Here is a 20,858-nt window from a genome sequence, read left to right on the forward strand (position 1 = left end):
GATTCTAGTCGCTGGCATCCGGGCCCCCGGCTCCGGTCAGGCGACCTGGACGGTCCAGATGATGTGCATGCGCCAGAGCATGACCGCGATCGCGAGCGCCGCGACCCCCATGATGACCGTGCTCCAGCGGCTGCGCTCCAGCAGCGCCCAGAACACGGCGGCCGGTGGCAGGAGGGCGGCCGATACGAGATACACCCAGAACTCCAGGAGCGACCCGGTGGGCGGATTGCCGACGAGGGGCGCGACGATCGCGATCACGATCTGGGCGATGAGGAGCAGCTCGACGAGCGCCAGTGAGCCGACCGTCCAATCGCTGGGACGCCGGCCGGCGAGGCCGGTGATGAAGCAGAAGAGACCCGCGCCGACGGCGATCCCGATCTGGACGTAGGTGAACCAGAGGATCATCGCGCCTGCTCCTCGGGCATGTTCATCGCGCTCTTGAGGTCGCTCCCACGGAGCTCGACGATGCCGACGAGCGATCCGTCGGGCGCGATGGCGGCCGCGTGAACGCCCTCGAGCCGCGTGGCGGCGCCGGCGAGGCGCTTGCCGTGGCGGAGGTCTCTCGCCTCGTCTGCCGTCACGTCGATGCGACCGAGGACGGCCGCTGCGGTGTCGGCCGGTGAGGCCAGTCGCGCGTCGGCGAGCTCGTCGAGGGATGCCGCATCAGCCACATCGAACGGCCCGATGCGCGTACGGCGAAGCGCCGTGAGGTGGCCCCCGACGCCGAGGGCGGCGCCGAGATCGCGCGCGAGCGCCCGGATGTAGGTGCCGCTCGAGCAGTCCACGACGACGTCGAGGTCGACCGTCTCGCCCTCGCGCCGCTCGGCGAGCACGTCGAAGCGGCTGACGGTCACGCTGCGGGCGGCGAGCTCGACCTCGACTCCCTCTCGGGCGAGGTCGTAGGCCCTGCGCCCGTCCACCTTGATCGCCGACACCCGGCTCGGCACCTGCGAGATCGCGCCCGTCAGAGGTTGGAGGGCGACGCGGATCCGGTCTGCGTCGAGGGCCGAGGCATCCGTCACCTCCGTCGTCTTCCCGTCCGCATCGTCGGAGTCGGTCGCGACCCCGAGGCGGATCGTCGCCTCGTACGTCTTGTCGAGCCCGACGATGAAGGTGAGCAGGCGCGTGGCTCCCTCGACCCCGAGCACCAGCAGGCCGGTCGCCATCGGGTCGAGGGTTCCGGCGTGCCCGATCTTGCGAGTGCCGAGCGCACGCCGCGCGCGAGCGACGACGTCATGGCTCGTCATCCCTCCCGGCTTGTCGACCAGCAGGATGCCGGGACTCACCGCGGGCATCAGCAGTAGTCCTGGAAGACGCGCTGCGGATGCGCGAAGTCGGTGTTGTCGACGATCGCCGAGGCTGCCGCGCGCGGATTCGCGTCGCGCAGGTAGAGCTCGTGACCCTCGCGATAGCGGGCGTTGGAGGCAGCCATGAAGTCCGGGTCGGTGCGGTCGCGCTCTGCCATCCGCTGGAATGCCACGTCGACGGGAACATCGAGCCAGACTGACCAGTCCCAGATTCCGCGCAGCTCAGGACGGTGCAGGAAGATGCCGTCGACGATCAGCACGGCATCGCGGGGAGCCGTCACCCACGCGGACTCGACCGAAGTATCGCGGGCGAGGTCGAACGCGGCGAGCTGGAAACCGGTGGTCGCTGAGGTCTGGCGCCCATCGCGGAAGGGGTCGATGAGCACGCGGCGGAAGGTGGCGTAGTCGTAGGAGTCCCGGTAGAAGCCCTCGGGCGAGGTGCGGCCGCGGGCGTAGCGCTCGGCGCGCGGCCGGTGGAAGTCGTCGATGCTCGCGCGGAACACCGCCGAGCCATCCTCGGCGAAGACCGCCGCCAGTCCATCGGCGAACAGCGTCTTGCCCGCGCCGTCCCGGCCGTCGACCGCGACGATGACCCGCCCGGCGCGATTGTGCTGGCGGACCTCGCCGCGGAGTCCGCGCAGCACGGTCGTGGCCGGGGTCGTGGGCAGGCGCATGCATCCAGCCTACGGTCGGGCGGATGGCGGATCTGCCGTCGGTTCGGGCCTCAAAGCGGGTCGCCCGCTGCCGCGCCTCCGCAACGCGGGTCGCGCACTGCCGCGCCTGCGCGAGGAGATCCGCGATTCCGAGGAGCATTGAGCAGGAATCCCCCCTCGGAATCGCGGATCTCCTCGGCAATGCGCACGGCGCACGGGTGCGAGCGACACCTCGAAGGCCCTCAGGGGGCGCGGTGAAGGCCCTGCGCGACAGCTCGAATAATCATGTCCTGCACCGTCTGCCAGCCCTCGACGACCTGTCGATAGCCCACGCGGATCACGTGGTATCCGAGGAGCATCAGCTGCGCGTCGTGCTCGATGTCGGCCCCGCGCTGGATTCCCACATGATGACCGCCGTCGATCTGCAGCACGAGGCGGTCGCCGATGAGGAAGTCGACCCGGCGCTCCGCGATCCACGCCTGCGGCCGGATCGGCAGCTTCATCCATCGCAGACGCGGCACTACGAAGGACTCGAGACCGGAGTCGGACCACGGCACCGCCTGCTCGCAGAGCCATCGGGCGGCGGGCGGCAGCGCCAGCCTTCGCAGAGCCTCGAGCGAGACCAGCCTCTGATTGAGCGCCGACTCCCAGATCGCGAGCGCCGCTTCGAAGGGCTGACACGCCGCAGCGAGCGCCAGGACGTTCTCGATCGAATCGACGAGGGCATCGGGATGCCGCGGCACGACCGGGATCGCCCAGTGCACCGTCGAGTCGCCCGCTGTGACACATCCGGCATGCGGCGGGGCGGCCACATGCGGGCGATCCTCGTCGAGCACCCAGAGTCCGAGCCGGCGCGCCTGCGTGACGCATGTCAGCACGACGCCGGCACGGGCCACCGCGACCAGGTGGGCATCCGCTCCAGGAGCGGCGAGCCATCCCTTCCGCACACGCAGCACGTCGCCTCGAGCGACCGCGCGGTCGATGCGGTGACGGCTGATGCCGGCATCCGTCACCCTCCTCACGCGAGCCACTCCCCCGGCCGCACGCACCAGCTCTTCGATCCGATCCGTCATGGTCAGACAGTGACCGAGGCCGCGGGTCGGAAAGGCGGGCGCAGTGGGGGTGAGGGATAAGCCCTTTGCGCGAGGCGGTTGAGGAGGAGCGGCCGCGGCCGCGAGGAGATTCGCGATTTCGAGGAGCGTTGGGCGGGAATCCCCCCTCTGATTCGCGGATCTCCTCGGCAAAGCGCGCGCCTAGGCTGAAGCGCATGCCCGACCTCGCGACGCCCCTCATCGCGTGGTACCGGGAGAACGCCCGCGACCTGCCGTGGCGCCGGCCCGGGTACAGCGCGTGGGGCGTGCTGGTGAGCGAGTTCATGCTCCAGCAGACGCCCGTGAACCGCGTGATCCCCCACCTCGAGGCGTGGCTCGCGCGATGGCCCACGCCGGCCGCGCTCGCCGACGAGGCGCCGTCGGAGGCGGTGCGGCAGTGGGCGAACCTCGGCTATCCGCGCCGGGCGCTGTGGCTGCACCGGGCGGCGGTGGAGATCCGGGATCGCCACGGCGGCACCGTGCCCCGGGACGTCGATGCGCTCCTCACGCTCAGCGGCATCGGGGATTACACCGCACGAGCGGTCGCGGTCTTCGCCTACGGCGAGCGGCATCCGGTCGTCGACACCAACACCCGGCGCGTGCTCGCCCGGGCGATCGACGCTCGCTCACAGCCGGGGCCGCCCGCTCGCCGTGACCTCGGCGCCATGACAGAGGTGCTGCCCGACCTGGATGCAGACGCCGCGATCGTGAACGCCGCTGCCATGGAGCTGGGCGCCACCGTCTGCACGGCGCGCATTCCTCGGTGCGGCCTCTGTCCCCTGCAGGACCGGTGCGCGTGGCGTGCGGCAGGCTACCCCGACACGGGTGACGAACGACGCAGGCAGGCGCGCTACGAGGGCAGCGACCGCCAGGCGCGCGGCGCGGTGATGAAGGCGCTTCGGGATGCCGCACCCCTCCCCGTCGGAATCCACGAGGTGCTCTCGGATTGGCCCGATCCGCACCAGCGTGACCGCGCGATCGACTCGCTCATCGCCGACGGACTGGCCGAGGGACTCGATGGGATGCTGCGGCTGCCGCACTGATCCCACCCGGCGCACGGCCTGATCGGTCTCTGCGGCCCCTACGGCTGCCGCGCTGACCTGACCGTCTCGGCGCCGACCGCGACGGCATGGCGTGCGAGAGCCAACTGACACGTCTGCCCTCAATGCGGAAGGACGGGCTCGTCGCATGGCGACCGGCCCGTCCTTCTGCTCGATCAGACGTCGGCGGGTTCGGACTCGTCCTCGGCGTCGGCCGGAGTCTCCGCATCATCCGATGCGTCGGTCTCGTCGTACTCCCGAGGCTTCACGTACGGGTCGGCGTCGCCTGCATACGTCGCCGTGGCGGCGAGGCCGGCCACGGCGGCGTCGCGCTCGCGGGCCTCACGGAGGAGATCCGCGATCTGGCCCGCGTTCTCGGGGATCGCGTCGGCGATGAACTCGATCGACGGGATGAGGCGCACATTGAGCTGCTTCCCGAGCTCGCTTCGCAGCATCCCGGTCGCAGATTTGAGCGCCTGGGCTGACCCCTCGCGCTCCTCCTCGGAACCGAGGACCGTGTAGAACACGGAGGCGTGCTGAAGGTCGCCCGTCACCCGGACGTCCGTGATCGTGACGAAGCCGAGGCGCGGGTCGCGCAGCCCCTTGTCGAGGCGCTCGGCGAGGAGGACTTTGATCCTGTCCGCGAGTCTGGCCACTCGGGCGTTGTCCGCCATGGCGGTCTCCCATCTGATGACGCGGCACGGGGGTGCCGCCGAGGACGCTCAGCCCCGATTCAAGGATAGTCGGACGCGTTGAAGCCCCCGACCCTGCCGCCTCCACCTGGAAGCAGGCGGGGCGAGCTCATGGCGGGGTGGGGCCGGGTGTCGCTCCCGCACGCGAAAAGAGGATCGCCCCCGCCAGAACTGGCAGGGGCGATCCTCTGTGCTATCCGAGATCAGCCGCGAGGCTTCTCGATGAGTTCGGTCGTCTCGATCTCATCGCCGATCTGGATGTCGTTGTACTTGCCGAGGCCGATACCCGCCTCGAAGTCCGTGCGGACCTCGGTGACGTCGTCCTTGAAGCGGCGCAGCGACTCGATGGCGAGACCATCGGCAAGGACGACACCGTCGCGGATGACGCGCGCCTTCGCATTGCGGGTGATCGTGCCGGAGCGGACGATGACACCGGCGATGTTGCCGAACTTGGAGGAGCGGAACACCTCGCGGATCTCGGCGACACCGGACTGGACCTCTTCGTACTCGGGCTTGAGCAGACCCTTGAGCGACTGCTCCACATCGTCGATCGCGTTGTAGATGACCGAGTAGAACCGCGTGTCGACACCCTCGCGAGCGGCGCGCTCGCGCGCCTTCGTGTCGGGGCGGACGTTGAACCCGATGATGATCGCGTTGTCGATCGTCGCGAGGTTCACGTCCGACTCGGTGATCGCACCGACGCCGCGGTGGATGATCCGCAGCTGCACCGAGTCATCGACCTCGATCTTGAGGAGCGACTCCTCGAGGGCCTCGACGGCACCCGAGACGTCACCCTTGATGATGAGGTTGAGCGACTCGACCTTGCCCTCTTCGAGCGCGCGGGTGAAGTCCTCGAGCGAGATACGCTTGCGGGCCTTCGCCAGCTGGGCGTTGCGCTCGGCCGCTTCACGCTTCTCAGCGATCTGACGGGCCAGGCGGTCCTCCTCGGTGACGATGAACGTGTCGCCGGCGCGGGGCACGGAGTTGAGACCCTGCACCTGGACCGGGCGCGACGGCCAGGCCTCGAGGACCGGGTCGCCGTTCTCGTCGGCCATGGCGCGCACTCGGCCGTAGGCCGTGCCCGCGACGATCGCATCGCCGACGCGAAGCGTTCCGGACTGGATGAGCACCGTGGCCACCGATCCGCGGCCCTTGTCGAGCTTCGCTTCGATCGCGACACCGCGAGCGGCCTTGTTCGGGTTCGCCGTGAGGTCGAGCCCGGCATCCGCCGTCAGCAGGACCGCGTCCAGCAGCTCCTGGATGCCGATGTTCTGGCGAGCCGAGACGTCGACGAACAGCACGTCGCCGCCGTACTCCTCAGCGACCAGACCGTATTCGGTCAGCTGCTGACGGACCTTGGCCGGGTTGGCGTCGGGCTTGTCGATCTTGTTGACCGCGACCACGATCGGCACGCCGGCGGCCTGGGCGTGGTTGAGCGCCTCGACCGTCTGGGGCATGATGCCGTCGTCGGCGGCGACCACGAGGATCGCGAGGTCGGTGACCTGCGCACCACGGGCACGCATGGCGGTGAACGCCTCGTGGCCCGGGGTGTCGATGAAGGTGATCGCGCGCTCGATGCCGTCGTGCTCGGTCCAGACCTGGTACGCACCGATGTGCTGTGTGATGCCGCCGGCCTCGCCCGCGACCACATTGGTCTGACGGATGGCGTCGAGCAGTCGCGTCTTACCGTGGTCGACGTGGCCCATGACGGTGACGACCGGCGGACGGATCTCGAGGTCGTCCTCGCTCTCGGCCTCCAGCTCCGCTTCGAGGTCGAGACCGAAGCCCTCGAGGAGCTCCTTGTCTTCGTCCTCGGGCGAGACCATCTGGATCTTGTAGCCGAGCTCGGCGCCGAGCACCTCGAACGTCGCTTCATCCAGCGACTCGGTGGCCGTGGCCATCTCGCCGAGGTTGAAGAGGATCGTCACGAGCGTGCCGGGCTGCACGGTGTAGCCCGTGATGGCCTCGATCTTGTCGGCGAAGTCGGCGATCGATGCGCCGCGGCGCATGCGGATGATCTCGCCGTTGCCGCGCGAGACGTTGACGCCGCCGACGACCGGCGCCGACCGCATCTCGAATTCCTGCCGCTTCGCACGACGCGACTTGCGCTGCTTGGACTTGCCGCCGCCCTTGCCGAAGGCACCCGCGGTGCCGCCGCCGGGCCCACGGCCACGACCGCCACCGCCGCCGGGACGACCGGCGAAGCCGCCAGCCGGTGCACCGGCACCGGGTGCGCCGCCGGGGCGCTGGAACCCGCCGGCGCCGCCGGGACGACCGGGGCCGCCGGGGCGCTGCTGGAAGGGCGCGCCGGGACGACCGCCGCCACCGGGACGACCCGCACCACCGGGGCGCGGAGCGCCGGGACGCGGGGCGCCGGGACGGGGAGCCTGCGGACGGGGGATGTTGCCGGGCGTCGGGCGCTGGCCCATGCCCTGCGCCGACGCGAACGGGTTGTTGCCCGGACGCGGGCCGGCGGGGCGCTGGCCCATCCCCTGCGCCGAGGCGAAGGGGTTGTTGCCGGGGCGGGGAGCGCCACCCGGACGCGGCGGTGCGGGGGTCGCGCCACCGGGGGTGGGTGCTGCCGTGCCACCCTGACCGGGTGCGGCCGGCGCTGGGGACTCAGCGGGCGCTGCGGCGGCAGCCGGAGCGGCCGGGGCAGGCGTGACCGCTGCGGGAGTCGGCGCGGCTGCGGCCGCGGGAGCGACCGGAGCAGCAGGCTCGGCGGGACGTGCGGGTCCGGGTGTGGGACCCGAGGGGCGTGCTGCGCTCGCCGGGGTCGACGGTGCAGCCGGGCGCACGGGGCCGGGGCGGCCCGTGGGGCGCGCTGCGCCCGCCGACTTCTGCTCACCGGCGCCGGAGGCGGCCGGCTTTCCGGCACCGTCTGCCTCGAGGGCAGCACGAAGCTTGCGAGCCACGGGGGGCTCGATGGTGGACGAGGGGCTCTTGACGAATTCGCCGAGCTCCTTCAGCTTGGCGAGGGCCACCTTGCTGTCGACTCCGAGTTCGGAGGCGATCTCGTGCACGCGTGGTTTGGCGTTTGCCACAATTCTCCTGTCTGGGATCTACCCAGACAGGGCAGACCGTTAGTCGCGGACGGGACTCATTTCGAGCCGTTCACTTTGTTTCCATAGCCATTCAGCCTTTTGTCTGCTGGAGGTGCTGTTCGATGGTCTGCGTGTCAAGCGGGCCTGACACACGCAATGCCCGCACGAAGGCGCGGCGCCGGATTGCGGCATCCACGCACTCGAGCGTCTCGTGCACCCACGCGCCCCGCCCTGGCATCGCCGCACGCTCGTCGATGACGAGCACGGAATCGATGGAGACCACCCTGAGGAGGGAGGACCGGGGAGCACGCGCGCGGCATCCGACACACGTTCGTACAGGTTCCATGTTACACCTTCGAGCCGAGCCGGCCGTCCGGCCCGGAGGCTGGGGACCGCGCTCGGCTGCGGTTCTCGATGGGTTCAGGACTCGAGGATCGAATCCGGCTGGATGTCGATCTTCGCGCCAGTGAGCTTGGCGGCGAGGCGGGCGTTCTGGCCTTCCTTGCCGATCGCCAGCGAGAGCTGGTAGTCCGGCACGAGAGCGCGGACGGCCTTGCTGGTCACATCGAGCACGAAGCTCGACGTCACCTTCGCCGGCGACAGTGCGTTCGCGACGAACTTCGCGAGCTCCGGGTCGTAGTCGACGATGTCGATCTTCTCCCCGCTCAGCTCTTCGGTCACCGCGCGCACGCGCCGGCCGAGTTCGCCGATGCAGGCGCCCTTCGCGTTGATCGTCGGGTCGTTCGCCTTGACGGCGATCTTGGTGCGGTGGCCGGCTTCGCGCGCGAGCGAGACGATCTCGACCAGGCCGGAGGCGATCTCGGGCACCTCGAGCGCGAACAGCTTGCGGACAAGACCCGGATGGGTGCGCGACACCGTGATCTGCGGGCCCTTGGTGCCCTTGGCGACGGAGGTCACGTAGACCCGAAGGCGCGAGCCGTGCGTGTACTGCTCGCCGGCGACCTGCTCTTCCGGAGGCAGGATCGCCTCGACCGTGCCGAGATCAACATGGACCATGCGCGGGTTGGGGCCCTGCTGGACGACGCCGGCGACGATGTCGCCTTCCTTGCCCTTGAACTCTCCGAGCACGGCGTCATCGGCGATGTCGCGCAGCCGCTGGCTGATGACCTGCTTCGCGGCGAACGCGGCGATGCGGCCGAAGTCTTCGGGGGTGCTCTCCTCTTCGCCGATGACGACGCCTTCTTCGTCGCGGAGCGGGATGAAGACGGCGACATGGCCGGTCTTGCGGTCGAGCTCCGACCGCGCCCCTTCGGGCAACTCGCCCGTCGGCGACGTGTGCTTGGCGTACGCCGTCAGAATCGCCTGCTCGATGATGCGGACGAGTTCCTCGAAGGGGATCTCCTTCTCGCGTTCGACCGTTCTCAGCAGTCCGAGATCGATGTTCACCGGGGCCTCCCTATTCAGCTCTTCGCCGGGCGCGCGCTGCGCGTCGGCATCCCCCCTACGTTACCGGATGCCCCGTTCCGCGGGCTGTGAGCAGGCTGGTGGCCCCGCCGCGATTCGCCGCGCGAAGGCGTCGGCCGGGCGACATACTGGCTGTGCTGCGGCGCCCGGCCGTCGCTCGGAAGAGCAAGGACTGCACGTGAACGATCCGGCGAGCATCACAGGCCACCGCACTGTTCGCACGGCCGACCCCGGGCTCATCGGCCTCCTCGGGTTCGTGATCGCGACGATGACCGCCCAGCTGGCTCATCTGGGAGTGCAGGACGAGTCCCCGGTCTTCTGGGTGGGTGCCGTCTTCGGAGGGGTCGTCCAGGTGACGGCCGGGATGCTGTCGTACTTCATCGGCGACAACTTCCACTTCATCGTCTACAACGCGTTCGGCTGGTACTGGATCGTCGTTCCGGGCTTCCTCCTGGGTGAGGAGCTCGGATTCTTCGAAGTGACGAGCACGGCCCGTGGCCTGTTCTCGCTGACTTTCGCGATCCTGGCGCTGGCCTTCGCTCCGGCCGGGGCGGTGCACAACTCGGCGCTTCCCATCACGCTTCTCCTGGTGTCTGCGGGGCTCGGCTTTCAGGCGGCGGGCGCGTTCTCGGGCGCGGAGGCGCTCGGCGTCGCCGGCTCGGTGCTCCTCATCGCCGCGTCCGCCCTCGCCGCCTACATGCTGGTCGAGAAGTTCTACTGGCGCACGATGGGCAGGCGAGTGGTTCCGCTCGGTCCCCCGTGGATCGCCGGCAGCCCCGACCCGGAATCCTGACCAGCGCCCGGCAGGGGTCACAGCATCACCCCTCCCCCAGGCCGCGTCAACCCCGCGGGGAGTGCCGCACCGCGCTCCTACACTCGTGCGGGTGAGGGCCGAGGCGAAGGAGGCTGCCCGGAACGCCGAGTCCAGTTCGGCCTTTCGAGGTCTCGCCCGTGCGGGTTACGTCGCGAACGGCGTCGTCCATGCACTCATCGCCGCGATCGTGATCGCCGTCGCTTTCGGAGGACGAGGCGAGACCGATCAGACGGGCGCCCTCAACGCCATCGCCGCAGCTCCCATCGGTGTCGCCGCCCTCTGGGTGCTGGCCGTCACCCTCTGCGCTCTCGGCCTCTATCACGCGGCCGAAGGGCTCCTGGCGAAGGACGCTGACGGCACCGCGCAGAAGTGGGGGCGCCGGGCCGCCGAATGGGCGCAGGCGCTCGTCTTCATCGCGCTCGGGCTCGTGGCGGCATCCGTCGCTCTGGGTGCACGCCCGGATGCCGAGAAGACCACCGAACAGGCCAGCCGGGGTGTGCTCTCGGTCGTCGGCGGGCCGATCCTGCTCGGCATCGTCGGCATCGGCGTGGCGGTGGGAGGCGCGACATTCATCGTCATGGGCATCCGGCGCAGCTACGAGAACCGGGTGGAGATCCCGCGCGGCAGGCGGGGAATCGTCGTGACGATCCTGGGCGTCGTGGGATTCGTCGCCAAGGGGGTGGCGCTCGTGATCATCGGTGTCTGCCTGCTGGTCGCGGGCGTCCGGGACGACCCGCGCGCGGCGGGCGGGCTCGACGGCGCGATCCAGGCGATCCTCGTGCTCCCGCTCGGTCCATGGATGGCGGGGCTCGTCGGGGTCGGATTCTTCGCCTATGCGATCTTCTGCATGTTCCGCGCGCGATACGCGCGCCTTTGAACCGCTCGCTCCCCGTTGTCAAGGGCTCGCGCGGCAGGGGTGCGACGGCCAGCCTGGAATCCATGAGCGAAGTGACGGGACCACAGGCGATCGCCCGGCTGAAGGAACTGGTGGAGGACATCGACTTCACCATGCTGACGACGCAGGATGCCGCAGGCAATCGGGTGAGCAGGCCGATGAGCACGCGGCAGATGGATGACCAGGGCGACATCTGGTTCTTCACCGCCGAGCAGACCAAGAAGGTCGACGAGGTGGAAGCCGATCACGACGTGGGTCTGGCCTATTCCGATGCGAAGGGGATGCGGTTCGTCTCGGTCGCCGGGCGGGCGCGAGTGGTCCACGACCCCAGCAAGATGGAGGAGCTCTACAGCCCCTCCCTCGACATCTGGTTCGCGGACGGGCTCGATACTCCCGGAATCGCGCTGCTGCGCGTCACGCCGGTCGAGTGCGAGTACTGGGAGCCGGCGCACGGCAAGCTCGCCTCGACCGTCGCCATGGCCAAGGCCCTCGTGACGCACGACACGCCCGACGACATGACGGACCACGGCCGGGTGAGCTGCTGAGCTACGCGGTGAGCCGGGCGTGCGCGGGTGTCTCCTGCGAGCGCGCCAGGAATCGGCGCCGCGCTGGCAGGAGACTGCAGCGCTCGCGAGCGCTCTGGACCGTGAGTTGAGTTACGCGGTGAGCCGGGCAACCGCCTCGGCGACCGGCACGACCTCACGCTCACCCGTGCGGCGGTCCCAGAGCTCGACCTGACCGTCGGGTGCGCCTCGGCCCACGATGACGATCCGGGGCACGCCGATCAGCTCCGCGTCGGCGAACTTCACGCCGGGTGAGACCTTGCCGGGACGGTCGTCGTAGAGCACATCCAGGCGCGCCGCCTCGAGCTCGGCGGACAGCGACCCGGCCAGCTCGAAGGCGACGGCATCCCGGCCCGTCGCGATCACGTGGACGTCGAACGGCGCGACCGCCTCGGGCCAGATGATGCCCTTGTCGTCGTTGTTGAGCTCGGCGAGGATCGCGAGGATGCGCGTCACGCCGATGCCGTACGAACCCATCGTGACCGTCACGAGCTTGCCGTTCTCGTCCAGGACCTTCAGGCCCAGAGTCTCGGCGAAGAAGCGGCCCAGCTGGAAGACGTGGCCGATCTCCATGCCGCGAGCGAGTTCGAGGGGGCCGGAGCCGTCCGGTGCGGGGTCGCCCGCTCGGACGTTCGCGACCTCGACGAAGCCGTCGCCGGTGAAGTCGCGACCCGCCACCAGGGTGTGGACGTGCTTCTGGTCGATGTTGGCGCCGGTGACCCACGCGGTTCCATCCGCCACTCGCGGATCGAGCAGGTACCGGATGCCGGTCGCGGACTCCTCGCCGAGGATCGACCCGGTCTCGGACCAGGGGCCGATGTAGCCCTTGACGAGTAGCGGGTTGTTCTCGAAGTCCTGTTCGCCGGCCGCTTCGACGGATGCCGGGGCGAACGCCACCTCGGCGCGCTTGTCGTCGATCTCGCGGTCGCCCGGAAGCCCCACGATCACGAGCTCCCTCGTGCCGTCGAGGTGGGTGAGGGCGAGAACGACGTTCTTGAGGGTGTGGGCTGCGGTCCACTGGGATGCGCCGTCCGTCCCGGGTCCGGCGACTCCCGGCGCGGGAGGCTCGAGGTGCGCGTTGCAATGGTCGACCAGTGTCTGGATCGTCGGGGTGTCGGGCGAGTCGAACACGACCGGCGCGCCCAGTCCGTCGAACGGAACCGGCTCGGGAGCGGTCGTCGTATAGGCCTCGACGTTGGCGGCATATCCGCCTGCCGATCGCACGAACGTGTCTTCGCCGACCGGCGTCGGGTGGAGGAACTCCTCGGAGCGCGCGCCGCCCATGAGGCCGTTGTCGGCGGCCACGATGACGTACTCGAGGCCGAGCTTCTGGAAGATCCGCTCGTACGCGTCGCGCTGCGACTGGTACGAGGCATCCTGCCCCTCGTCGGTGTAGTCGAACGAGTACGCGTCCTTCATGGTGAACTCGCGCCCGCGCAGGAGGCCGGCGCGCGGGCGAGCCTCGTCGCGGTACTTGTCCTGGATCTGATAGATCGTCAGCGGCAGGTCCTTGTACGAGGAGTAGAGGTCCTTGACGAGGAGTGTGAACATCTCCTCGTGCGTCGGCGMGAGCAGGTAGTCGGCGCCCTTGCGATCCTGCAGGCGGAAGATGCCGTCGCCGTAGGAAGTCCAGCGGCCGGACGCCTCATACGGGTCGCGCGGCAGCAGCGCCGGGAAATGCACCTCGTATGCGCCCGCGCTGGTCATCTCGTCGCGGATGATCTTCTCGATCTTCCCCTTGACCCGGAGTCCGAGCGGCAGCCAGGTGAACACGCCCGGCGCGGCACGCCGGATGTAGCCGGCGCGGACGAGCAAGCGGTGACTCGTCACCTCCGCGTCGGCGGGGTCTTCACGAAGCGTGCGGAGGAAGTAGTGCGACAGACGGGTGACCACGAGGGTCAAGTCTACGGATGCCGCGGGCCTCGGCCCGCGATCACCCGTTCAGCATCGCGAGCGCCGCCGCGGCGAGGGGTGCGGCCTTCGCGGTCTCCGTCGCCATGTCTGGCGTGACAAGGAGCACGTTGACACCGTCCGTGGCGACGATCACCGCCCCTGAGCCTTCGTACCGGTCGAGGCCGCCCGCGATCACCGCTGCTTGGGCCCCGTCGACCTGCACCGGCACCGAAAGCTCGGCATCGACGGCGGTCTGGAAGACAATCGCGCCCCCTGGGACGACGGCGAACCTCACAACCTCGCCCGAGGTCGCGTCGCCTGATCCTGATGTGAAGTGCAGGTCGCAGGATGACGTGGCACCGGCCAGGGTGGGGATGCCCTCGGCGCGCTCCGTCGACGGGCCGGTATACCCCTGGGCGTCCAGGATCGCGACCCGCTCGTGACCGTACGACATGGGATCGATGCGGGCGAGGAGCGCGGCGCAGTCGAGAGTCGGCCACCACTTCGCAGTTCGCGTCGCCGGCACCCCTGGGGCGTACGCGCTGAGGCGCGCCACCGCACTCGCATAGAGGGCGTCCACTCCGCCCGCGGACAGCTGGTCATCGCGGGCGACAGCGCGCAGTTGCAGCCACATCCCATCGACCGTTCCTGCAACAGAGCACTCGACGAAGGAGCCCTCCCCGTTGACCGGCTGACACCCCGGCACGACCCCTTCGCGCACCTCATCGGGCACCACCGATTCGGGGTACGCGAACAGATGGATCGTGGCTGATAGGTACTCTTCGGCCGATACCCAGACACAGTCGATTCCTCCGAGGACGACGTTGGCGCCGGTCTGCCACCGATAGTCCGAACGGACCATGGGGATCCCGCGGAGGGCGTCGACCTCCTCGTCCGTGAGCGCGTTGGCGCACTCGCCTCCGAACGGCGTGGTGCCGGCCGACGGAACCTCCAGGACCGGCGGTGCCGGATCGGGCGCGGGCGGGGGGACGACCGTTGGTGTCGGAGTGGCGGTCGGCGTCGGTGTGCTCTCCGGCGACGTCGTGGGTTCCGGCGATGACACTGACGGTGCATCGCGATCCGAGCTGATCAGAGCCGCAGTGGTGACGGCACCGCCGGTCACCGCTGCCACGAGCGTCACGGCGACAGCCGCAGTCATGAGTGAGACGCGACGGGCATGCTGCGGGCGGATGCGCTGCGTCCCCGCCAGCACGAGGTCCCGCATCTCTGCGTGCTCACGCGGCGAGAGCCCCCCGCTGTCGTTCACGTCCACGATGCCTCCAATGCGGCCATGTCTTCACGAAGCCTCGCCTTCGCACGCGAGAGGCGTGATTTGACGGTGCCGATGGGAATGCCGAGCGTCTCTGCGGCCGCCCGCTCCGGGTAACCTTCGAGCACCGTCAGCACGACCACGCTCTGCTCTTTCGCGGGGAGCCTCTTCAATGCGGCGAGGACGCCGCTTTCGTCCCGTGCAGACGGCGATGCTCGGTGCTCCGCGATCGGTGCGCGCGCGATCAGCACCCGATACCGGCGACCGGACCGTTCGAGGTTCCTCGCAGAATTCGACACGGTGTTCAGGAGCCATGGCAGCGGGGATCCGTCGACGAGCCGCACGGAATCTCGCTTGCGCCACAGCTCGAAGAACGCGATCGTGACGGCATCCTTCGCGTCTTCACGGGTGGTCAGCAGTCGACGTGAGTGTCGGAAGAGGCGCGCTTCATGGCGGTCGAACAGGGCAGCGAGGGCGCTCTCATCGCCCGCTGCCACCCGTTCCCACAGCGACTCATCCGATTCGCTCATACCTAGTAGTGTCCGCGAACGCGGAAAAGGTTCACAGATCTCGCGACGCGAACGTCCCGGAACGCACGGATGCCGCGAGCCTCGGCCCGCGGCATCCGCATCCCCGCCCCCCCGAACCCCCGGCATCCGACCTCAGAAGGTGGAGCCGAACTGCTCGCTCGTGCTGTTGCCGTATCCGGTGGTGCCGAGGTATTCGGCCTCCATGATCCAGGAGTACTCCTGGGCGACGTCCCCGCGACCGAGGATGCGCGGGTCGGCGATCTGGATCTCCTCGCGCAGGCGGTCGGCGCGCAGCCCGCCCCCGTTGCCGGGCTTGGGACGGAGATGCCCGTTGGCTCCCAGGTCGACCAGGTGCTTGGGCAGCCGACGCAGCCGACGGAACCGCACGTGGAACTGGCCCTCCGCGTCGACGTCTCCCGAGGCGTAGAGCTCCTTGTCGGGATCCTCCTTCAGCCGGGCCGACACCAGCACCCGCCCGCGCGGCACCCCTGTGCCGTTGCCCTTGTCGACGACCCGCCCGTACACGTCGGCGCCCTCGACCTTGATCCAGTCGAACTTCGTGGCCCGTGCGGCCGCCACCTGGATGGTGGCGCCTCCGACGACCTCGGCGTTGTGCGGCTTCTCGTGCGGGTTCTCAGCGAGTCCGACGAGCGAGACGACGTTCGGCACCTTGTACACGCGCTGCCGCATCTCGCCCGCGGTCGATGCGAATGCCGGGTCGCCGACGAGCGACTMGTACATCACCTCGACGGTGCGGGTGGTGCCTGCCGGAACCTTGAGCCACTGGTTCCCCACATACGTGCGGAAGAAGTTCGACGTCTGCGACGGCACGACCCAGAACCGCGTCTCCTTGTCGTAGGGATTGTGCACGTCGACCGACGAGATCCCTCGGACGGCGGGCGAGGCATCCGAGGAGATGAACCGCGAGTAGTTGCTCTGCGCGACGTTGTTCAGCTCGGTCAGCTCGACGATCGCCGGATTGGCGGCGTCCTGGAACAGCGGGATCCGCACCACGATGCAGAAGTGCGCGTTGCCGGTCGTCGCCGATGCCGGTGGCGTCCAGTTGATCTCGGCCGGAACCGAGGCGCCCGGCGGGATGTCGATCGTCACGGAGCCGATCGGCACCTCGGGAGCCCCCGAGATCGCGAAGTTCTTCACGAAGAAGTTCACGCGCACATCGTTCGCGACGAAGTCCCCGCCGTTCGTGATCGTCGCCCGCACCCGGTTGGTGTGTCCCGCCCATGGGACGTTCAGCCACGACGAGTCGGCGTCGCTCTTGGCATTCATGATCAGGATGTCGGGGCTCTGCCAGTTGTTGCCGCCCGGCCACGGCCGGATCGAGGGGTCGGGCTTGCCGCCTGCGCCGTAGTTGAGCTGCACCTGAGCGCTGTCTCCGCTGCGGCTGATCACCTCGAGGCTGAACTCGGCGGGACCCGACGGATCGTCTTCCTCATAGTCCGCGGGCTCGCGCAGCACGGGTCCGTCCCCGTCGACGTCGGTCGGGATCTGCACGATCATGCGCCGCGCGAGCGGAGGCTCGAAGATGCCCGATACGACGTCCGTGCCGATGACCGATCCGCTCTGCGGCAGCTGCCGGTCGGCGATGTCGGATCCCTGACCCTGGCGGTACTCGAAGTAGTAGTTCCAGCCGTCTGCGCGACGCACCTCGATCCCGGCGAGATCGGTCCCGACCACCGCCCCGCCGAGATTGCTGCTGGCCTTGAGAGTCAGGGTGTCGCTGACGCCCCCGCCGGCGAGGGCGAAGTTGTACGGACGGACCAGTGCCGGATCGATCCAGCCCAGCATGAGCTTGGCCGCCACGCTCAGGTGAGGCAGCGAGCCGTCGTGCGACATGAGATCCCAGTCGCCGACATCGCGCGCCTGGATGGACGGATCGAAGCCGGTCACGTTCATGTAGAGGTCCGGCAGGCCCAGGTTGTGGCCCAGCTCGTGCGACAGGGTCTCGTGCACGCGGCGCCCGTCGACGGCCGTCCAGTCGGTCGGCATCGAGATGACCGGAAGCGTCTTCTGCTTGACCGTCGAACTTCCCGGGCTGGTGTACGAGATGTTGACGCCGGTTGCGATCGGCCAGACGAACAGATCCGGAGTGGCGGGGTCGATCGAGGCCGTGAGCGAGAACGTGATGATCACCAGCGTGTCGACGTTGTCGAAGTCGATCATCCCCTGGGCCGCGGTGGCCGCCGCCTGGAAGAGGTTGCCCTTGGTGCCCCAGAAGTCGCGGTCGTCGTTCCACTCGAAGTAGTCGGTCCACGAGCCCGGCAGGCTCGCGGGTCCGGCGACAGCGCCCCCCGTGAGCGAGACGTCGAATCGCCCATCCGAGACTTCCCGGAAGTAGTGCGACGAACTGCGCAGCACCCCGTCCGGGTCGGGAGTCGTCGCGACGACCTCGTTGGCMCACGATGTGCGGATGTCCGCCGTCGTCGTCCCTGTGGTCGGAAGCCGGCTGCTCGACGTGTCGACCAGCACGATTCCCACCCGCCGGACGCCGGTGGCAGGCATCACGTTGACGTTCTGCACGCCCGCCGGACCGCCGCCCCACGCACCGCCGGTGACCCACGGCTGGGACTCCCCGACGAACGCGAGCGGCGGACCGTCGTGCTCATCCGCCCATTCCGTCGAGACGTCGAAGGGGACCTTGGCCAGCGTGTCCCCCGTCACCGAGTGCGTGACGACGAGGGTGAAGGTTCCGGTGCGTGGACCTGCGAGCAGCATGACATGGGGATTCGCGTCGTCCCAGGTGGCGTCCTTCGACGGCGAGATCGCTCCGGCCTCCGGGCCTTCACCGACGAAGAACTCGAGTTCGTCGGGGGTCAGGCCGCCCGCCAGGCGGTAGAACACGCGACGGTATCCGCCGGGGAACATCGCATCGGTCGGCATGTCGATCATCACGGGCGGCTGCAATGCCGGGGTGAGATCGACGGTCGCGATCTCGGAATCGGCGGCGATGACGCCGGTGGGCGTGCCGCCGTCATCCCAGACGGCGACGCTCGACGGCCGGAAGGGCGTTGTGGTGACGGTGCTCACGATGGGCGTTCCGAAGCCGAGCTGGATGACGGTGAGCGCGTGGATGGGGTCGCGCTGCGTGACCAGCAGGGTCTGGCGGACAGCATCCGTCCAGCTGAGGAAGAACGGAGCGACGATTCCGGTCGCGACGACCGCGATCGCCCCGCCTGTCGTGGGGACGCTGACGAGCCGGCCGCCGAGCCCCTGCTCGGTGATGTAGGCGGTTCCCTCCCCCGGACCGAGTGCCAGGCCGACCGCCTGCTGGAAGCCCGAGGCGACAGTGGTCACCGTGCCCGACGCCGTGTCGATGCTGAGGAGGGATCCGGAGGGGCCGTACTCGATGGCGTAGAGCGTCGCGCCGTCGGCAGTGGCGGCAAGCTGCTGCACCGCGCCCAGGCCGCTCGCGAGCACCGGTGCCGACGCCTGCTCGAAGCCGTCAGGGGCGGCGACCGCGTAGATGGTCCCGCCGCGCTCGCTCAGGTAGTAGGTGGCGCCGTCCGGCGAGATCTCGATGTCCTCGAGCTCTGTGAAGCCCTTGCCGATCGTGTCGGTGGTTCCCGTCGCGGGGTCGATGCGGCGGACCGTGCCCGCGTACTCGACGAAGACGACGCCGCCTCCTGCGGCGTCGGCTCTGCTCCCGATGGCTCCCTGAAGACCCGTGGCGATGGTTGTCGTGGCCATTTCCGTACCTCCGAAGTGGGTCGCCGCACGGCGGCGTCCATCCCGGCGGCTGCCGGGGCCGGCACTCTGCCGACACACCGAAGGAGGGTGGTGCGACGGTGGTGATACGTCTGCTTGCGGCGCGATGCGATCGGCGGTCAGTCCGCGGTGGCGAGGGCGGGCAGTCCGTCGAGGCTCGAGGCGTTCTTCTCGGCGCGGTACCTCGCGAGCCCTGCATCGCCCTTCCGCTCTGCCCAGGGACCCATGATGCCGCGATCGCCGCCACCCACGAGCTCCATGCGGGGGACGCCCCAGCCGCACGAATCAGCGATTCGGTCGACATCCACGACGATCACCGCACGGGGCCCGACGAGCGACGGATGCTGCGCCACGACGTCGTCGAAGAGCTCATCGTCTGCTGTCACGACCCGCCCTCGGCCATGTAGCCGCACGATGCGCGGCTGCGCGTCGACAGCGGCGAACATCACGCAGATGCGGCCGTTCTCCCGGAGGTGGGCGATCGTCTCCGCGCCGCTGCCGGTGAGGTCGACCCATGCCACCGTGTGCTCGTCCAGCACGCTGAAGCAGTCGAGTCCGCGCGGTGAGACGTTGACATGGCCGTCGGCCGACATCGGCGCCGTTCCGACGAAGAACATCGGCTGGCGGGTCATCCACGCGCTGAGCTTCGCGTCGATCCCCTCGTACACGGTGCCCATGATGCGGCGGCTCAGGCCGTGACGACCTGAGCGGTGCCGATGGGCGCGTCTGGTCCCAGCTCGGCGGCGAGGCGGTTCGCCTCCTCGATGAGGGTCGCCACGATGTCGGCCTCCGGCACGGTCTTGATGACCTGCCCCTTGACGAAGATCTGACCCTTGCCGTTGCCGGATGCGACACCGAGGTCGGCTTCGCGCGCCTCGCCCGGCCCGTTGACGACGCAGCCCATGACTGCCACGCGGAGCGGCACGGTCATGTCCTTGAGGCCCTCGGTGACGTCGTCCGCGAGCGTGTAGACGTCGACTTGCGCACGCCCGCATGACGGGCACGAGACGATCTCGAGCTTGCGCTCGCGCAGGTTGAGCGACTGGAGGATCTGGTGGCCGACCTTGACCTCTTCGGCGGGCGGCGCCGACAGCGAGACGCGGATCGTGTCGCCGATCCCCTCGCTGAGCAGGATGCCGAACGCCGTTGCGCTCTTGATCGTGCCCTGGAATGCCGGGCCCGCCTCGGTGACGCCGAGGTGGAGCGGCCAGTCGCCCATGCCGGCGAGCAGGCGGTACGCCTTCACCATGATCACGGGGTCGTTGTGCTTGACAGAGATCTTGAAGTCGTGGAAGTCGTGCTCCTCGAAGAGGCTCGCCTCCCACCGGGCGCTCTCGGCGAGCGCCTCGGGTGTGGCCTTGCCGTACTTCTCGAGCAGCCGCGGATCCAGCGATCCCGCGTTCACGCCGATGCGCAGCGACACCCCCGCATCCTTCGCGGCCTTGGCGATGGCACCCACCTGGTCGTCGAACTTGCGGATGTTGCCCGGGTTCACCCGCACGGCCGCGCAGCCCGCGTCGATCGCCTGGAAGACGTACTTCGGCTGGAAGTGGATGTCGGCGATGACCGGGATCTGGCTCTTCTTCGCGATGATGTGCAGCACATCGGCGTCATCCTGCGACGGCACTGCGACACGCACGATCTCGCAGCCGGACGCGGTGAGCTCGGCGATCTGCTGGAGCGTCGCGTTGATGTTCGTCGTGGGCGTCGTGGTCATCGACTGAACGCTGACCGGCGCATCGCCGCCGACGAGCACCTTGCCGACCTTGATCTGGCGGGACCTGCGACGGGGGGCGAGGACTTCGGGCACCTTGGGCATCCCGAGATTCACTGCTGGCACTGCTCCAGCCTACGCCGGGACAGGAGGGGGGTGCCGAGGGCCTGATCCGGTGACGGATGCCGGTCCCCTCGAGAGTCT

18 protein-coding genes are annotated in these 20,858 nt (G+C 69.3%); 4 read left to right on the forward strand and 14 right to left on the reverse strand.

All coding sequences use genetic code 11. The annotated features are described in order from the left end of the window. Positions 1 to 36 precede the first annotated feature (36 nt). The 4 genes from AC1DP3_RS08585 to AC1DP3_RS08600 form a co-directional block, all read right to left on the reverse strand. Entirely contained in the window at positions 37 to 405 is a 369-nt protein-coding gene (locus tag AC1DP3_RS08585) for a hypothetical protein (protein WP_477292739.1), read from the reverse strand. After that, positions 402 to 1,295, reverse strand: a complete 894-nt coding sequence (gene truB / locus AC1DP3_RS08590) for a tRNA pseudouridine(55) synthase TruB (protein WP_477292740.1) — start codon at positions 1,293 to 1,295, stop codon at positions 402 to 404. The genes AC1DP3_RS08585 and truB overlap by 4 nt, the downstream gene beginning before the upstream one ends. Next, on the reverse strand, positions 1,295 to 1,981 hold the full coding sequence (locus tag AC1DP3_RS08595; RefSeq protein WP_477292741.1) for a nucleoside/nucleotide kinase family protein: 687 nt from the start codon (positions 1,979 to 1,981) through the stop codon (positions 1,295 to 1,297). The genes truB and AC1DP3_RS08595 overlap by 1 nt, the downstream gene beginning before the upstream one ends. Before the next feature lie 221 nt (positions 1,982 to 2,202). Beyond that, the gene (locus tag AC1DP3_RS08600) at positions 2,203 to 3,033 is read right to left on the reverse strand and encodes a type IV toxin-antitoxin system AbiEi family antitoxin domain-containing protein (RefSeq protein ID WP_477292742.1); all 831 of its coding nucleotides are present in this window, start codon (positions 3,031 to 3,033) and stop codon (positions 2,203 to 2,205) included. Positions 3,034 to 3,227: 194 nt separating this feature from the next. Between AC1DP3_RS08600 and AC1DP3_RS08605 the strand changes: the two genes are divergently transcribed. Further along, positions 3,228 to 4,094: an HhH-GPD family protein gene (locus AC1DP3_RS08605; protein WP_477292743.1), complete on the forward strand. Its 867-nt coding sequence runs from the start codon at positions 3,228 to 3,230 to the stop codon at positions 4,092 to 4,094. A 173-nt stretch (positions 4,095 to 4,267) separates the two neighbouring features. Here AC1DP3_RS08605 and rbfA read toward each other — a convergent pair whose 3' ends face one another. The 4 genes from rbfA to nusA all read right to left on the reverse strand — a co-directional run bounded on the left by rbfA (position 4,268) and on the right by nusA (position 9,234). Further along, positions 4,268 to 4,765, reverse strand: a complete 498-nt coding sequence (rbfA, locus tag AC1DP3_RS08610) for a 30S ribosome-binding factor RbfA (protein WP_477292744.1) — start codon at positions 4,763 to 4,765, stop codon at positions 4,268 to 4,270. Positions 4,766 to 4,986: 221 nt separating this feature from the next. Then, positions 4,987 to 7,806, reverse strand: coding sequence for a translation initiation factor IF-2 (gene infB / locus AC1DP3_RS08615; RefSeq protein WP_477292902.1), 2,820 nt, complete (start codon positions 7,804 to 7,806; stop codon positions 4,987 to 4,989). A 112-nt stretch (positions 7,807 to 7,918) separates the two neighbouring features. Then, complete coding sequence (locus AC1DP3_RS08620) at positions 7,919 to 8,173, reverse strand: YlxR family protein (RefSeq protein WP_477292745.1); 255 nt, start codon at positions 8,171 to 8,173, stop codon at positions 7,919 to 7,921. 74 nt (positions 8,174 to 8,247) lie between these two features. Further along, positions 8,248 to 9,234, reverse strand: a complete 987-nt coding sequence (nusA, locus tag AC1DP3_RS08625; RefSeq protein WP_477292746.1) for a transcription termination factor NusA — start codon at positions 9,232 to 9,234, stop codon at positions 8,248 to 8,250. 196 nt (positions 9,235 to 9,430) lie between these two features. Here nusA and AC1DP3_RS08630 point away from each other — a divergent pair, with 196 nt between their 5' ends. The 3 genes from AC1DP3_RS08630 to AC1DP3_RS08640 all read left to right on the forward strand — a co-directional run bounded on the left by AC1DP3_RS08630 (position 9,431) and on the right by AC1DP3_RS08640 (position 11,506). Beyond that, complete coding sequence (locus AC1DP3_RS08630; protein WP_477292747.1) at positions 9,431 to 10,045, forward strand: acetate uptake transporter family protein; 615 nt, start codon at positions 9,431 to 9,433, stop codon at positions 10,043 to 10,045. A 91-nt stretch (positions 10,046 to 10,136) separates the two neighbouring features. Then, positions 10,137 to 10,943 carry a DUF1206 domain-containing protein gene (locus AC1DP3_RS08635; protein ID WP_477292748.1) on the forward strand — a complete coding sequence of 269 codons (807 nt, stop codon included), beginning with the start codon at positions 10,137 to 10,139 and terminating at the stop codon, positions 10,941 to 10,943. Positions 10,944 to 11,005: 62 nt separating this feature from the next. Continuing rightward, positions 11,006 to 11,506 carry a pyridoxamine 5'-phosphate oxidase family protein gene (locus AC1DP3_RS08640; RefSeq protein ID WP_477292749.1) on the forward strand — a complete coding sequence of 167 codons (501 nt, stop codon included), beginning with the start codon at positions 11,006 to 11,008 and terminating at the stop codon, positions 11,504 to 11,506. Positions 11,507 to 11,617: 111 nt separating this feature from the next. On the opposite strand, the gene AC1DP3_RS08645 is transcribed toward AC1DP3_RS08640, so the two are convergent. The 6 genes from AC1DP3_RS08645 to ispG form a co-directional block, all read right to left on the reverse strand. Beyond that, positions 11,618 to 13,417, reverse strand: coding sequence for a proline--tRNA ligase (locus AC1DP3_RS08645; RefSeq protein ID WP_477292750.1), 1,800 nt, complete (start codon positions 13,415 to 13,417; stop codon positions 11,618 to 11,620). 40 nt (positions 13,418 to 13,457) lie between these two features. Continuing rightward, on the reverse strand, positions 13,458 to 14,690 hold the full coding sequence (locus AC1DP3_RS08650; RefSeq protein WP_477292751.1) for a hypothetical protein: 1,233 nt from the start codon (positions 14,688 to 14,690) through the stop codon (positions 13,458 to 13,460). Next, positions 14,681 to 15,217 (reverse strand): RNA polymerase sigma factor, encoded by a 537-nt coding sequence (locus AC1DP3_RS08655; protein ID WP_477292752.1) that lies wholly within the window; start codon positions 15,215 to 15,217, stop codon positions 14,681 to 14,683. Before AC1DP3_RS08655 ends, AC1DP3_RS08650 begins: the two co-directional genes overlap by 10 nt. Before the next feature lie 132 nt (positions 15,218 to 15,349). Further along, a complete protein-coding gene (locus AC1DP3_RS08660; RefSeq protein ID WP_477292753.1) occupies positions 15,350 to 18,922 on the reverse strand; it encodes a hypothetical protein in 3,573 nt (1,190 codons plus the stop codon). A gap of 137 nt (positions 18,923 to 19,059) precedes the next feature. Further along, positions 19,060 to 19,617, reverse strand: coding sequence for a pyridoxamine 5'-phosphate oxidase family protein (locus tag AC1DP3_RS08665; RefSeq protein ID WP_477292754.1), 558 nt, complete (start codon positions 19,615 to 19,617; stop codon positions 19,060 to 19,062). An 11-nt stretch (positions 19,618 to 19,628) separates the two neighbouring features. Continuing rightward, on the reverse strand, positions 19,629 to 20,780 hold the full coding sequence (gene ispG, locus AC1DP3_RS08670) for a flavodoxin-dependent (E)-4-hydroxy-3-methylbut-2-enyl-diphosphate synthase (RefSeq protein ID WP_477292755.1): 1,152 nt from the start codon (positions 20,778 to 20,780) through the stop codon (positions 19,629 to 19,631). Between the last annotated feature and the right edge of the window lie 78 nt (positions 20,781 to 20,858).

This window comes from Microbacterium sp. P5_B6 (assembly GCF_056400345.1).